This is a genomic window from Halomonas sp. KO116, assembly GCF_000734975.2.
Taxonomy (GTDB): Bacteria; Pseudomonadota; Gammaproteobacteria; order Pseudomonadales; family Halomonadaceae; genus Vreelandella; species Vreelandella glaciei.
In genome coordinates this window covers 146,932-160,784 of record NZ_CP011053.1, presented here as the reverse complement: position 1 = coordinate 160,784, position 13,853 = coordinate 146,932, and the positions used below count along the sequence as shown (strand labels likewise).

The 13,853-nt window shown below is 51.9% G+C and carries 10 protein-coding genes and 4 pseudogenes; 10 read left to right on the top strand and 4 right to left on the bottom strand.

Going from position 1 to position 13,853, the window contains the following annotated elements; genetic code table 11:
* Positions 1-146 precede the first annotated feature (146 nt).
* Positions 147-875 carry a TorF family putative porin gene (locus KO116_RS22100; protein ID WP_035566949.1) on the bottom strand — a complete coding sequence of 243 codons (729 nt, stop codon included), beginning with the start codon at positions 873-875 and terminating at the stop codon, positions 147-149.
* Positions 876-1,156: 281 nt separating this feature from the next.
* On the opposite strand from KO116_RS22100, the gene KO116_RS22095 reads away from it, so the two are divergent.
* Positions 1,157-2,242 carry an OprO/OprP family phosphate-selective porin gene (locus tag KO116_RS22095; protein WP_035566952.1) on the top strand — a complete coding sequence of 362 codons (1,086 nt, stop codon included), beginning with the start codon at positions 1,157-1,159 and terminating at the stop codon, positions 2,240-2,242.
* 173 nt (positions 2,243-2,415) lie between these two features.
* On the opposite strand, the gene cadR is transcribed toward KO116_RS22095, so the two are convergent.
* The gene (cadR, locus tag KO116_RS22090) at positions 2,416-2,823 is read right to left on the bottom strand and encodes a Cd(II)/Pb(II)-responsive transcriptional regulator (RefSeq protein ID WP_035566955.1); all 408 of its coding nucleotides are present in this window, start codon (positions 2,821-2,823) and stop codon (positions 2,416-2,418) included.
* Positions 2,824-2,918: 95 nt separating this feature from the next.
* On the opposite strand from cadR, the gene KO116_RS22085 reads away from it, so the two are divergent.
* The 4 genes and pseudogenes from KO116_RS22085 to KO116_RS22070 all read left to right on the top strand — a co-directional run bounded on the left by KO116_RS22085 (position 2,919) and on the right by KO116_RS22070 (position 7,533).
* Positions 2,919-3,818 (top strand): cation transporter, encoded by a 900-nt coding sequence (locus KO116_RS22085; protein WP_045812311.1) that lies wholly within the window; start codon positions 2,919-2,921, stop codon positions 3,816-3,818.
* Positions 3,819-3,821: 3 nt separating this feature from the next.
* Positions 3,822-4,334, top strand: coding sequence for a signal peptidase II (gene lspA, locus KO116_RS22080; RefSeq protein ID WP_035565177.1), 513 nt, complete (start codon positions 3,822-3,824; stop codon positions 4,332-4,334).
* A 21-nt stretch (positions 4,335-4,355) separates the two neighbouring features.
* Positions 4,356-5,647 (top strand): annotated as a pseudogene (locus tag KO116_RS22075) (ISL3-like element ISPpu12 family transposase).
* A 713-nt stretch (positions 5,648-6,360) separates the two neighbouring features.
* Entirely contained in the window at positions 6,361-7,533 is a 1,173-nt protein-coding gene (locus KO116_RS22070) for a DcaP family trimeric outer membrane transporter (protein WP_052703841.1), read from the top strand.
* A 256-nt stretch (positions 7,534-7,789) separates the two neighbouring features.
* Here the strand turns inward: KO116_RS22070 and KO116_RS24890 are convergent.
* Together KO116_RS24890 and KO116_RS22060 are read right to left on the bottom strand one after the other, a co-directional pair.
* Positions 7,790-8,897 (bottom strand): annotated as a pseudogene (locus KO116_RS24890) (IS3 family transposase).
* 296 nt (positions 8,898-9,193) lie between these two features.
* Positions 9,194-10,163, bottom strand: a pseudogene (locus tag KO116_RS22060) (IS30 family transposase).
* Between the two features lie 258 nt (positions 10,164-10,421).
* On the opposite strand from KO116_RS22060, the gene KO116_RS22055 reads away from it, so the two are divergent.
* The 5 genes and pseudogenes from KO116_RS22055 to KO116_RS22040 all read left to right on the top strand — a co-directional run bounded on the left by KO116_RS22055 (position 10,422) and on the right by KO116_RS22040 (position 13,647).
* On the top strand, positions 10,422-10,838 hold the full coding sequence (locus KO116_RS22055; protein ID WP_035555993.1) for a hypothetical protein: 417 nt from the start codon (positions 10,422-10,424) through the stop codon (positions 10,836-10,838).
* Positions 10,839-11,077: 239 nt separating this feature from the next.
* Positions 11,078-11,287 carry a hypothetical protein gene (locus tag KO116_RS25985; RefSeq protein WP_235272586.1) on the top strand — a complete coding sequence of 70 codons (210 nt, stop codon included), beginning with the start codon at positions 11,078-11,080 and terminating at the stop codon, positions 11,285-11,287.
* Positions 11,284-11,664, top strand: coding sequence for a MauE/DoxX family redox-associated membrane protein (locus KO116_RS25980; RefSeq protein WP_235272585.1), 381 nt, complete (start codon positions 11,284-11,286; stop codon positions 11,662-11,664). The genes KO116_RS25985 and KO116_RS25980 overlap by 4 nt, the downstream gene beginning before the upstream one ends.
* A gap of 165 nt (positions 11,665-11,829) precedes the next feature.
* Positions 11,830-13,161: pseudogene (locus KO116_RS22045) on the top strand (APC family permease).
* 27 nt (positions 13,162-13,188) lie between these two features.
* On the top strand, positions 13,189-13,647 hold the full coding sequence (locus KO116_RS22040; protein WP_035555996.1) for a hypothetical protein: 459 nt from the start codon (positions 13,189-13,191) through the stop codon (positions 13,645-13,647).
* Positions 13,648-13,853 lie beyond the last annotated feature (206 nt).

Here is a 13,853-nt window from a genome sequence, read left to right as displayed (position 1 = left end):
GGGCAGAGGTAAGGGCGAGGATGTCGAGTCACCGGGCGTCAAGGCAGGCGCACGATGGTGGGTTCTTGCATGATAAATAAAAACCGGCCCGTCATTTGGGCCGGCTTTTTATTCTGGATCTGAATTGCTTGTGATCACTTGGCCGATCAGAAACTCCTGCTCCAACCCAGCCAGAACTTCGGATCATCCGAGTTGACAGAGCCAAGCGCGTCGGTTGACTCAATGTCCGCGTACTCCACGTTAACACTGAAAGAACCGAAGTTTCCCGCATCCTTTGTAACGTTGGCGGCGACGTGTGAATAACTTGCCTCGCCGACAGAAGCCTTGCCGTCATCAGCGAAGTCGTAATAGCCAAGCGTCACACCGGCACTGTAGCTGTCCTCCAGAGGCACCCCAACAGAGGCGTAGTAATAGGCATCCCCCTGCACGAACACCCCATCACCACTGGTGTCGCTGTTGATCGTGTAGGCCAGGCCGATGGCCGCAATGCCATAACTGATCTCGCCGTACAGTTCGCCGAAGTCGATGGAGCCCGGCGCGTCAGGATACGCATAATAAATGTACCCAACGTCATAACCCAGTTCTTCCACAGAGCCGGAGAATCCGGCATAAAGATCAAGCTCATAGCTGGTGCCGTCACCAAAATCGACATTGGAACCCCAACCACCGGCGTAGAAGCCCGACGCATGCTCATAATCCAACCCTCCCTGGACAGCCGCAGCCCCGTCTGTCTGGGTGACGCCCCGGAACAGATAGTTGCTGCTGGCGCTCACATTTGAGCTGACGTCAGCGCTAACAATGGCGGGCGCAGCCTGAAGTGCTGCAAGCAAAGTGATACTGATAAAACCTGATTTGGTGAAAAACTGCTTCTTCATAATGGATACCTTCGGTTGGGTTTCATTGCTCCAAATATGATTTAGCAAAATTCCTGCCACATCTTATTTATTCTTGTTTATCATAATTATAGAGACAAATCGGCGCATTCTGAGCTTGCCCCCGAAAAACGACCGCAACACCTAGCGCCCCAGAACCTGTCACTGACCCGGACCGGCGCCCTGTTTTGATGCCATTCTCTGTAACTATTCTGTAATCTTTGCCAAGTAGGCTTTAATAGCGCTTCAACACACATAAGCAAACCAAAAAGGTGAGACAGATCATGAGCAAGAAATATTTGGGCTTGGCTTTGGCGATTTCTGCCGCTTCTGCTGCACAGGCCGGAACTGTTACGACCAGCGGCAAAGACCTTGTGATCGATACCGAGAGCGGTATCAAGGTGAAAACGTCTGACAATTCTGCGTCTTTTCAGCTCGGCGGGCGCCTTCAATGGGATTACGACGCCACGCAGTCTGACGCCAACGGTGTTGACACTACCGATTTCGACGTGCGCCGGGCACGCCTCTACGCCAAGGGCCACTTTGGCGACTGGGCGTACAAAGCCCAGTTCAACGTGGCTGAGAGTGATGGCGCCGACGGCGGGAACGCTGAGGACCTGTACATTCGCTACCTGGGATTTGGCTCGACGGCAACCGTGACTATTGGTAAGCAGAAAGAGCCATTCGGCCTGGAACAATTAACGAGTTCAAAAGACATCTCGGCCCTTGAGCGATCCGCCATGACCGAGCGTTATACCCCCGGTCGCAGCGGCGGCATCCAGCTCAGTGGCAAAGGCAGCAACTGGACCTACGGTATCGGCTATTTCGAGGCAGACGGCGATGGCAGCGACGACTTCAATAACACGGCAGTAACCGCACGGGGCACGGTTGCACCCGTTCAAACGAATAATGCTGTTGTTCATCTTGGTGCGGGTTATACCACGCGTGATGCCGACACTCAGGCCAATGAGGTCGATACGTTTAATCTGGAATTGGCCGGCGCTTTCGGGCCCTTCCATGCCCAGGCCGAATATTTCGATTCCGAGGAAGGCCAGGTGGATGTTGATGGCTATTACGTACAGCTTGGCTGGATCATCACCGGCGAAAGCCGTCCTTACAAAGCCGGAGCATTCAAGCGGGTAAAACCGGCATCACCCAAAGGGGCCTGGGAAGTTGTTGCCCGCTTTGAGGATGGTGACGGAAAATACAGTGATGTGGGGCTGGCCACGACCGACGGTGAGCAAACAACACTGGGCGTTAACTATTACGCCAACAAGAATGTTCGACTTGGAATGAGCTACATGGATGGCGAAGAAGCCAATGGCGCTAGCGGAGATGAAGTGCGTGCGAGGTTACAATATGCATTTTGACCGCATGGAGGTCGCTTGAATGAGTTTGCGGCTTGATATAGTTCTTGAGAGTTAATGAAATACTCAGGTTTTGGGCAGATATTAATGGGTAAGCGGATTAAATGGTTGATCTTACCTTTGCATGAGAGTGAGACAGACCGGCATCTCATCGGATTATCTGGTTGATGCTTCACCTACTGCTGGTGCATGTTTCCTTCGCTAATTCCAGCAAGAACCCCACACGCCTCAACTTCCCGGTCATCGTTGCAACTCGCTCTCAGTGAAACGAGTTGTTTCTCAAGCGCTTGCAGAGCGGTTATCTGCGACCGCACATGAGAGATGTGATCATCGAGCAAGGCGTTGACGGCGGTACAAGGCTGATGAGGGTCGTCCTGATAGCTCTGTAGTTCGTGAATCTCAGCCAGTGACAGGCCTAGGATTCTGCAGCGACGGATGAAGGCCAGCCGCTCACCATGCTTCTCGGTATAGACACGGTAACCGTTGTCCTGCCGATCAGGCGGCGGCAACAAGCCTTGCTGTTCATAGAAGCGGATCGTCTGTGTTTCGACCCCTACCAACTGCGCCAACTGACCAATACGCATCAGCCTCCTCCCCAACGGATTCTTTACTCTATTGACCTTATAGTAGCTTTATAGTTTTAAATGGTACCACAACATTGTTCAAGTGGAGTCGTATCATGAACAAATCCTGTGGTGGCGGCGCCTGTGGCGGTGATGCAACGTCCGCGGCGGATACCGATATACAGGCCTCCTCCGAGGCGCCAGGGAGATGGGTCAGTGTTTATGCCGTGCCGAAGATGGACTGTCCATCAGAAGAACGAATGATTCGCCTAGCCCTGAACGGCTTTGAGGAGATTCGGGCGCTGTCCTTCGACTTGTCGAACCGCCGGCTGAAGGTCGTGCATGACGGCGAGGTCGAGCCCGTCACCTCGAAACTGAAGACCTTGGGGCTAGGCGCCTCGCTTCAGGAAACCGTCGCTGCAAATCCGGAGACCATCAAGGCCGCCGAGTTTTCGGCAGCTTCTGCTAAGCAAGAATCCGGGACCCTGCGCTGGTTGCTCGGCATCAATGCACTTCTGTTCGTGGTGGAAATGACTGCCGGTCTGATGGCTCAGTCAACTGGCCTCATTGCAGAGTCCCTGGACAATTTTGCTGATGCGGCAGTGTACGGACTCGCTCTTTATGCGGTTGGGCATAGCGTGAAAAGGCAGGTCCGTGTTGCGCACGTTGCTGGTGTGGTCCAACTGGTTTTGGCTGTTGGCGTACTCGTAGAGGTCGTGAGGCGCTTTGTATTCGGTAGTGAGCCTGAATCGCTGGTGATGATAGCCATCGCATTCGTCGCATTGATTGCCAATACCGCCTGTCTGCTGATGGTATCCAAACATCGAGGGGGCGGAGCTCATATGAAGGCTAGCTGGATATTTTCGGCCAACGACGTGGTGATCAACCTGGGGGTCATCACCGCCGGCGCCCTGGTCGCGTGGACCGGGTCCAATTATCCGGATCTGATTATCGGCACCATCGCGGGGGGCATTGTACTTAACGGTGCCAGACGCATTTTGGCGTTGAAGGGTTAAATAATGCTCATTATTGGCAAAAAGCTCTCGCCGTATGCCCTATTGTCCATATCGGGCCTGCTGGCAGCGTCTGATCAGGCTGTAAAGTGGCTGGTGCAGCAATCAATGGCCTATGGCGAGTATGTTTCGGTGACCCCGTTCTTTAACTGGGTGCACCTATGGAACACCGGTGCCGCATTCAGTCTTTTTGCGAATGGTGGAGGCTGGCAGCGCTACTTTTTTATCGGAATCGCGGTAGTGGTCTCGATTTTTCTGATCAAGCTGATCCTTGAAAATCGTCATAAAGGAGAAGCCATCGCTTACAGTCTTATCCTCGGTGGCGCCATGGGCAACCTGATTGACCGGGTCTTTCGCGGCTATGTTGTGGATTCCTTTGATTTCTATTGGCGAGACTGGCATTGGCCGGCCTTCAACCTGGCTGATATTGCAATTGTCCTCGGTGCCTTACTTTTCGTTTCCGGCAGCTTTTTGGGTAAAAAAACAAACACCAATGCCGAGCCGGATGGATCTGACTGACACCTACGCCTATACAACACCATGACCGAACTTCCCGACAACATCCTTCACCTGCCGCAATACCAAGTACTGGGCTGCAAATCAACCGACGACGAAATGCACTTCCAGGTGGACGTGCCCGATCCGATCGCCTGCGAGGAATGCGGCGTGCAGGGTGAGTTCGTGCGGTTCGGCAAGCGTGATGTTCCCCATCGTGATCTGCCCATCCAAGGCAAGCGGGTCACTCTCTGGGTGGTCCGCCGCCGATACACCTGCCGGGCCTGCAAGACAACATTCAGGCCCCAGCTACCGGAGGTGGTGGACGGATTCCGTATGACACTGCGGCTGCATGAGTACGTGGAGAAGGAATCCTTCAACCACCCCTACACCTTTGTGGCGGCACAGAGACCGGCCTGGACGAGAAGACGGTGCGCGACATCTTCAACGCCCGCGCCGAGTTCCTGGGGCGCTGGCACCGCTTCGAGACGCCCCGCATCCTGGGCATTGACGAGCTATACCTGAACAAGCGCTACCGCTGCATCCTGACCAACATCGAGGAGCGAACCCTGCTCGACCTGCTGGCCACCCGCCGCCAGGACGTGGTGACCAATTACCTGATGAAGCTGAAAGACCGGCAGAAGGTCGAGATCGTCAGCATGGACATGTGGAACCCCTACCGGGCAGCGGTCAAGGCTGTGCTGCCCCAGGCCCGTATCGTGGTCGATAAGTTCCATGTGGTGCGCATGGCCAACGATGCCCTAGAGAGAGTGCGCAAGGGCCTCAGAAAGGAGCTGAAACCGTCCCAGAGCCGGACTCTCAAGGGAGACCGGAAAATCCTGCTGAAACGCGCTCACGAAGTCTCAGACCGGGAGCGCCTCATCATGGAGACCTGGACAGGCGCGTTCCCGCAACTGCTGGCCGCCTACGAGCACAAGGAGCGCTTCTACGGCATCTGGGACGCCACCACACGGCTCCAGGCAGAAGCCGCCCTGGACGAGTGGATAGCCACCATCCCGAAGGGCCAAAAGGAAGTCTGGAGCGATCTGGTCAGGGCAGTGGGAAACTGGCGCGAAGAGACCATGACCTACTTCGAGACGGACATGCCCGTCACCAACGCTTACACGGAGTCCATCAACCGACTGGCCAAGGACAAGAACCGTGAAGGGCGCGGTTACTCCTTCGAGGTGATGCGGGCACGAATGCTCTACACCACGAAGCACAAGAAGAAGGCACCGACTGCGAAGGTCTCTCCTTTCTACAAGAAAACCATCGGTTACGGACTGCCGGACTTCGCAGAGGAACTCAACTACGGAGTCGATCTATCAACCATCTGAGGGTGGTATCAGATTGATGGGGTGAAGGTGCCCCATCAACCATTAAATCCGTATACCCTTTTAAATTCAGCTTCATTTCAAAAACCACAGCTAATATAAACAAATCATCAACCACTGGAGTAATTATCATGAAAGTTAACCAATTATCTTTGGAGCGCTTGTAGCCAGCATTCTTTCAACACCTGTATTGGCTAACTTCGGCAATACAACCCAGGATCTGCCCCTACTTGAAAGAGGCGTCTCTTCTACACAGATTCTTGCTCAGGGGCAATCCAAACGTTTCAATATTAACATTGAACAAGCGACTACCCTACAAGTGACGAGTGAGCATTTTCCCGGCATAAGGAGCTATGGTAACCGCATTTCAGCAGTTCTTTACAATGAGTCTGGACAACGAGTAGCAGAAGCGTCCAGTCCACAAGGCCACTTCAACCTTGTCCATCAGTTGCAACCTGGGAATTATCAACTCGAAGTTACAGGAAGATCAGGGGGTGGCAGTAACGCAAATGATGATAACCGTTATAAGCTGCACGTTGTCTACTAACCTTTATTGGCAAATATGCTGAGGTTACAGAAGGTCAGCCATGAGCTGGCCTTTTTTATGAAAAATTGATACCCCGGCAGGCAAATTCAGCTTTAATTCAGGAATCTTCGCTAATTTGATATTGCCGCAATCGGCCTAAAAAAAAGACAATTCACAAAGAGGTGTCATCATGTGGAATAACAAGAAGATTCCCTTGGTCAGCATGACGGTTATGGCCTTGGCAATTGGCTCGACGTATGTTTCGGCCCTGGAAACCGAAGTGGGAGAGACCACCGTGGGGCTTTATGGCTACGTCAGGCTGAACATGGCTTACAACTTCGATCGGGATGCCGGATCGGCTAACGAAGGTTACTTTGCTGAAGCCGCAGGATCGGAAGATGAGAGAGATGTAGGGGATCAGTTTCAAGTCACCGCGACACAAAGCCGCATCGGCTTTCAGACCAGTACGCCTGTCGAGGGGAGCACGCTAGACACCGTTATCGAAGGGGACTTCTGGTCCTACAACGATGATAATACGCGCTTCAGACTACGGCATGCTTATGGGTCCTGGAATGGCATCCTTGCCGGACAGACCTGGTCGAATTACAACACCTTCGTCGCCGCCACACCCACACTGGATTTCTTCGGCACGGCGGGAAGCAATGGCTATGGGACGCGCCTGGCCCAGTTGCGCTACAGCATGGGAGGGTTCTCGATAGCTGCGGAGGATCCAAAGGCACAGCTGGCGGAGAACATTGATGGCTCCGTGCCAGACGAGGATTTGCTACCGGATAATGACGATGCCGTATCATCGATACCCGCACTGAGCCTGCGCTATGAAAATAGCATGGGTGAGTTTTCCTACTCCATCGCCGGCATCGCCCGACAGCTGAAGTACGATACCGGCAGCGAGAAGGATACGGAAATGGGCTATGGGGCCTTCGCCGCAGGCGCCTATCATGCTGGGCCGGTGACCTTGAGAGCAATCGTGAACGCCAGCGAGGGGGCGAATAGTTACCTCTATCTGTCTGGCGATTACTTTAACGGTGCCGATGCCTACGTTGATACCAACGGCAAACTGCAAACGCTATCTGGCGACGGCGGAGCCGTTGGGCTTTCTTATCAAATATCGCCGCAGTATTCATTGAACGCGTCTCATGGCTATACCGATGTCGATTTAGGCGACACTACCGTGGGTGGAAATGCAGGTAGAAAGAACAAGAATACATTTCTTAATCTGATGTGGACTCCCAACGAGCGTTTGATGTATGGAATTGAGTACGGCTATTTCGAAACGGAGTTGACCGATGACCGTGAAGAAGATGCGAGCCGTGTGATGGTTGCCGCCCAATATAGTTTCTAGGATAGATGAGTTAGTAGTATAGCAGAGAAGCTGTTTCGATCTTTTAGCTTGGGCGTATGCCCAAGCTTTTTTATTTACACCAGGCACAGCGTATAAAAACATGAACTGGGTCATTTTTTTATACGCCCTATTAAGGGAGGATTCAGGTAAAAGCCTCACAATGGCATTGTAACAAAACAGAAAGGAAGGTTTTCATAAAGCTCAAGCTTGTATTCGATGCTGCAGCTATCGTGATGGTTATGTAAACATCCCAGTTTCAGTTGCACCGCTGACTAGGGTTCTCCGAGCATTGGTGTTTCGCCAGGTATTCCCATGGCGCCAGGTCTTCCAGTGAATCGTGGGGACGTTCATCGTTGTATTCCGTCATCCACGATTCGGTCAGTTGTCGGACTTAGGTAAGGTTCCGGAAGACATACATGTTCAGGATCTCATTCCGGTAAGTCCGATTGAACGCTCAACATACGAGTTCTGAGTCGGGGTGCCAGGTTTGATGAACTCCAGCTTGATATCGTGTTGTTCAGCCCAATCAGCCAGGGCGATCGAGATGAATTCCGGCCGTTATCCATGCGTAGTTTGGCCGGGTAGCCTCGCCAGACGATAATGCGTTCCAGGACCCTTATAACCCTCGGTGCTGGCAGGTTAGGTCAATCTCGATAGCCAATATCTCCCGGTTAAAGTCCTCCACCACGTTGAACTTCCGAAACCGGCGGCCACAGAACAGGCTGTCTCTCATGAAATCCATGGGCCAGCACTGATTAACGGTGGCTGGCACGCTCAATGGCTCCGGGTTCCGTGTCGGAAGTCATTTCTTGCCCCGTCGCCGTTTATTCAGGTTGAGTGCGCAATACAGTCAATGGACCCGCTTGTGATTCCATCCATGACCCCATCGTCGCAGCAACTTGAACAGTTTGCTGAAGCCGTAGGCGGAATAGCGCTCAGTCGCGCTTTGAAGCGCTCCAACCACTGGGTCATCCCGAGATGTGTCCGGACGATAACGGTACACAGAGCCACTGATGCCAGCGATTCGGTAAGCTCTACGGGTGCTGACACCATGTGCTTGCTTGAGGTAATCAACCAGCTCTCGTCGAACGGCTGAATTTACAGCTTTTTTTGATGACATCCTTCAGCAGCTTGTGATCCAGGCTCAGCTCAGCATACATCTGCTTCAGCCGGCGGCTTTCTTCTTCAAGTTCCTTAAGGCGCTTCACATCAGAGGCTTCCATGCCACCGTACTTGGATTTCCAATTGTAGTAGGTCGCATCGGAGATGCCGTACTCCCGGCAGACTTCCTTGACTAGGCGACCGCCCTCGACCTCTTTCAGGATTTTGACGATCTGTGCCTCGCTGTACCGTGACTTCTTCATGCCGTTCTCCGTTTGTCTCATTGTAGGCTGGAGAACTCTAATCACGCATGTACTGATTTTAGGGGATGGTTACAATTACTACTCCTGCTTTTGCAGAACTCGGCCACTCCGAGGGTCAAGATAAACTGCTAAAGGAGGAGATAACTGCGGCGACATCTTAACCAGCGCCTTTCCTCATGAGTACGAATTAAACCTCGACAGCAGCTCTATCGTAAGAATCGAAAGCGATCACTTTCCGACATCAACAGGCACTTCTTTGAGGATGAAAACACAGCTTGTGGATCTCAATCCTGACTTCAATCAATAAGCTCAGCACCTGCGGTATCCAGAGCGCCTGAGTATTCCCCAGGAACACCTGCGCCGGTGTCCGATAGCCGAGCCGTTTTCGGGGGCGGTCATTCAGTTTGCTGACCACCTTGCGCAGCTCGCCATCGTGACCTGTCGGAAGTAGGTTCCATTGGGAAAGTACTGCCGTATCAGGCCATTCGTGTTCTCGTTGGTCCGACGCTGCCCGGAGCAGTAAGGATCACAGAAATACGTTGCTGCCGTCACGGCCTTGGACACGGCTTCATGGACGGCGAACTCCGAGCCATTATCCAGCGTGATGGTCTGGCCAGCGCCCCGACGAGGCTTCAGCAGGCGGATCATGGCCGCTTTCATCAGCTCCGCCGAGCCCCTGGGCAGCCTTGCCGCCAGCAGGTACTCGCTGCGACGCTCGACCAGCGTGACCAGGCCTGAATGCTTGTGCCCCTGGAGTACGGTGTCGCCCTCCCAATGGCCGATAAAGCGCCGGTTTTCGACCTCAGCGAGGCGGTGCTCGATGCCTATCCGGTTAGGGATCTTGCCAAGCCCTGAGCTCTTGGCCTGAGTGCGATGCTTGCTGCGACGTTTGGGCTGACGCAGATGCTGCCAGAGATCGCCGCCCTGCGCCTTGTCATCCCAGATTAAGTAATAGATCCACTGATGGCTGACACCGACGCCTGCCAGGGGCGCGATGAAGCCGCTGATCTGCTTTGGGCTCCACTCCTCATACAGCCTGCCGACAACGGCAGTGATCATGCTCGGCAGGTGCTTCGTCCACTTCCAGGCGGTACGACGCCGCTGATCACTGAGCACCTGAGCCTGCTCGGGATCGTAGCCACAAGAGGTGGCGTTACGGCGCAGCTCAAGGCTGACGGTGCTGTTATGGATGCCAAGCTCTCCGGCGATCTGCCGCTGGCTCAGGTCATGGCGGGCGTAGATCTGTTATCGTTGGATCTGGGTCAGCTATCGGTATCCCATGCTCTTCTTCACTTTGGTCGGTGAGCCGAGAAGGGTACCGGCGCTGGTCCTCCTACCTCTACCGTGCTGTCCAAAGTGCTGCGTTTATTCTATGAACCCAGGATGTTCTAACAACTCTGGTAATGGGTAACTTTTAACGTCACCAATTGGTGGCGTTTTTTTATTGTTTTTATTTTTAAATTCAGCTTCATTTCAAAAACCACAGCTAATATAAACAAGTCATCAACCACTGGAGTAATTATCATGAAAATTAAAGCAATTATTTTTGGCGCAACGGTAGCGACTATACTATCTACACCTGTCTTGGCTAGCCAAGGCAACACCTCTCAAGGCGTTCCGACGCTTGAAAGAGGCGTATCTTCTACACAGATTCTTGCTCAGGGGCAATCCAAACGTTTCAATATCAATATTGAACAAGCGACTACCCTACAAGTGACGAGTGAGCATTTTCCCGGCATAAGGAGCTATGGTAACCGCATTTCAGCAGTTCTTTACAATGAGTCTGGACAACGAGTAGCAGAAGCGTCCAGTCCACAAGGCCACTTCAACCTTGTCCATCAGTTGCAACCTGGGAATTATCAACTCGAAGTTACAGGAAGATCAGGGGGTGGCAGTAACGCAAATGATGATAACCGTTATGAGTTACATGTTGACTATTAATATATAGTCACTAATTTAAGATACAGGGCCAGCCTTTATGCTGGCCCTTTTATTTAACATATATTTTTATCATTGAAGAAACCTATTCGTAACCGTAGCTAGAATTTTAAAATAAATGAGCAGGCTATACTTGCCTTTGTGTAGCACAAAGGTTCTATATTTTTAGCAAATACCATATTCTTAGCGAAGGAAAAACAATACCAACGTCAACATCCACTGCCTCTGCACAGGTTTACCGGATGAAAACCGTCGAGCATATGTGCCCGTTCGGTTTGAAAACGGTTGATCTACTCAAGCGTAAAGGCTTCACAGTTGACGATAACTTGTTGGCCTCACGGGAAGAAATTGACGCGTTTAAAGAACAGGAAAATGCGACACAACGCCTCAAGTATATCTTGGCGATGAACGTATCGGCGGCTATGAAGAACTCCGCGAGCACCTGGGGATGAGCGTTCCTTACGCTAAGTCCATTACCTATCGTCCGGTGCTGGCGATTTTCGCCACCGCGCTATTGATCGGCTTTGCCTTTAGCTGGGCTGCCCAAGGCTCCCTGTTCACCACTCGTATGCCAGAGTACGCCGTTGCCACTGCGATGGTGCTCTTGGGTCTGCAAAAGCTTCAAGACGTAGAAAGCTTCAGCACCATGTTTCTCAACTACGATCTGCTTGCCCAGCGCCATGTCCCCTATAGCTATGTTTACCCTTACGCTGAAACGCTGGCGGGGCTACTGATGTTAGCGGGTACCCTTATCTGGCTGGCCGCGCCACTGGCGCTTTTCGTCGGTACCGTGGGACTGTGGATGCCGCTTCGAATGCTGCTCGGATGAGTAAGCCTATTTTCGCCAAACACTTGATCGGGATCATGTCTTCATTCTGCGTTGTTCAGGTTGCGTTCAGAATCGTCACCCATGCTGTAGGTAAGGTAACTTCATTCATTTCTATCCGAAACAGCGAGGGTAGTCGCTGTCGATATTGAAGAGGTAGCTTTTTTTATGGCGAAACAGGACAGAACGCCACAGTATAAAGAAGGCAGTCTTTCGCTGGTCGGTGCCGTTGCATTAGGCACAGGCGTGATGATTGGGGCTGGTATCTTTGCGTTAACCGGCCAGATGGCCGAAATGACCGGTTATCTTTTTCCTCTCGCTTTTTTGGCCGCTGCGGTGATCGTTTCTTTCAGCGCTTATTCTTACGTAAAGATGTCCAATGCCTACCCATCGGCGGGCGGCATCGGCATGTACCTTCAGAAAGCATACGGCCCAACACTCCCCACCGCTTTTCATGCGCTTTTGATGTATTTTTTTATGGTGATCGCGCAGAGCTTTCTGGCGAGAACCTTTGGCTCGTACACCTTGGAATTAGGGGATCGCTCCTTTTATGCCCCTCTATTAGGTGTTGGTTTACTACTAGCGGCCTTCTTGGTCAATTTATCCGCCAACAAGCTAATTGAGACGGTTGCCTCGGTACTCGGGTTCGTCAAAATAGGCGGTATTGTTGTGTTTGGTGTTGTCGGTGTGTTTGTTGCCGATTCTCTCGAAATGGGGGCAAGCAGCGAAGCACCTTCGCCTACAATCGCAGGTTTTTTTAGGCGCAACGGCACTGGGCATTTTAGCCTTTAAAGACTTCACGACTATTACTAACATCGGTTCGGAGCTTAAGAACCCCAAACGGAATGTCGGTAGAGCGATTATGATCTCAATTGCCTTATGCATGGTGATCTATGCGCTTGTCGGCTTTGCCGCTCCAGCAACCTTTCCTTATCAGAAATTATTGAAACACAAGATTATTCGCTGGCCGCTGCGGCTCGGCCCGCGCTTGGTGAAGCGGCGGTTGCCTTTACTGTGATACTCGCCATGCTGGCTACCGCCGGTGGGATTATCGCCAGCGTCTTTGCCGTTTCGCGCATGCTTGCGATGCTGACGGAAATGAAACTGGTACCGCACCGTCATTTTCACATGCCCGGCAGCCTGCAAAAGCACACGTTGGTATACACCATTGTATTCGGTTTGGTGCTCACGGCCTTCTTTGACCTGAGCCGTATCGCAGCACTCGGCATTATTCTTTATTTGATCATGGATATCGCTATTCACTGGGGTGTGCTGCGGCATCTTAAAGAGAGCGTGAGCGCCAACCCTATCATACTGGTCATTGCCATACTGCTGGACGCCATTGTGTTGCTGGGCTTTATTTGGGTAAAAGCCACCTCAGACCCTTTTGTTCTTATGATTGCAGGCGTAGTAATGGCGATCATTTTGCTAGGTGAGTGGATGTTCCTCGCCAAACGCGGCACATCAGACGATAGCGAGCATTCTCACCACGCTCATTAACATTAATAGCGCTATAGGAGCTATCCCATGGAAGTCAGAACGTTTGGTGATTTGATTGATTGGACGCGTCAGCTACATGAACATCTCGCTAGTTGCCTAGCCCACTGCGCCACCGAGCATGAAGAAGAGCGTGCTCAAATGCTGCTCAATTATTTAGCTGCTCACGAAGCAGAAATGCAGCGTGTTGTTGCACGCTTTGAGCAACAAGCCGACACAAAGGCATTAAAAACATATGTATATGACTATCTAGAGCATAAACCTATCCGTACGCATCGGACCTGCGATGCTCCTTACGCCGAGTTGAGTTTTGACGATATTTGTCACGAGATTTTCGACTTCCATGAGCAAGCAATCAGTCTTTATCGCAGCTTGGCTGGCAAAGCGGAAATCCCTGAGACCAAAGAGTTGGTGGATGCACTTTTGGATTTAGAAGAACACGAAGCCATGCGCCTTGTTCGCCAAACAGGACGAATGAAAGATGTCTGAAGACTATTTCGAAACAAATGAGAAATACCCTGTTTGCAGCATTGCAGACTTTCGAGAAACTGAACATCAGTTACCTTGAGGTGTATTTCTCTTTTGCTTGCCTTTTGAACTATCACTGCTTTCATTCCCACGTCGGGTTCCTCTGAATAAGGGATACTCATTTTTCTTTGAAGGTATCCCTCTGAGCTTTGTGCTCCACACCATCA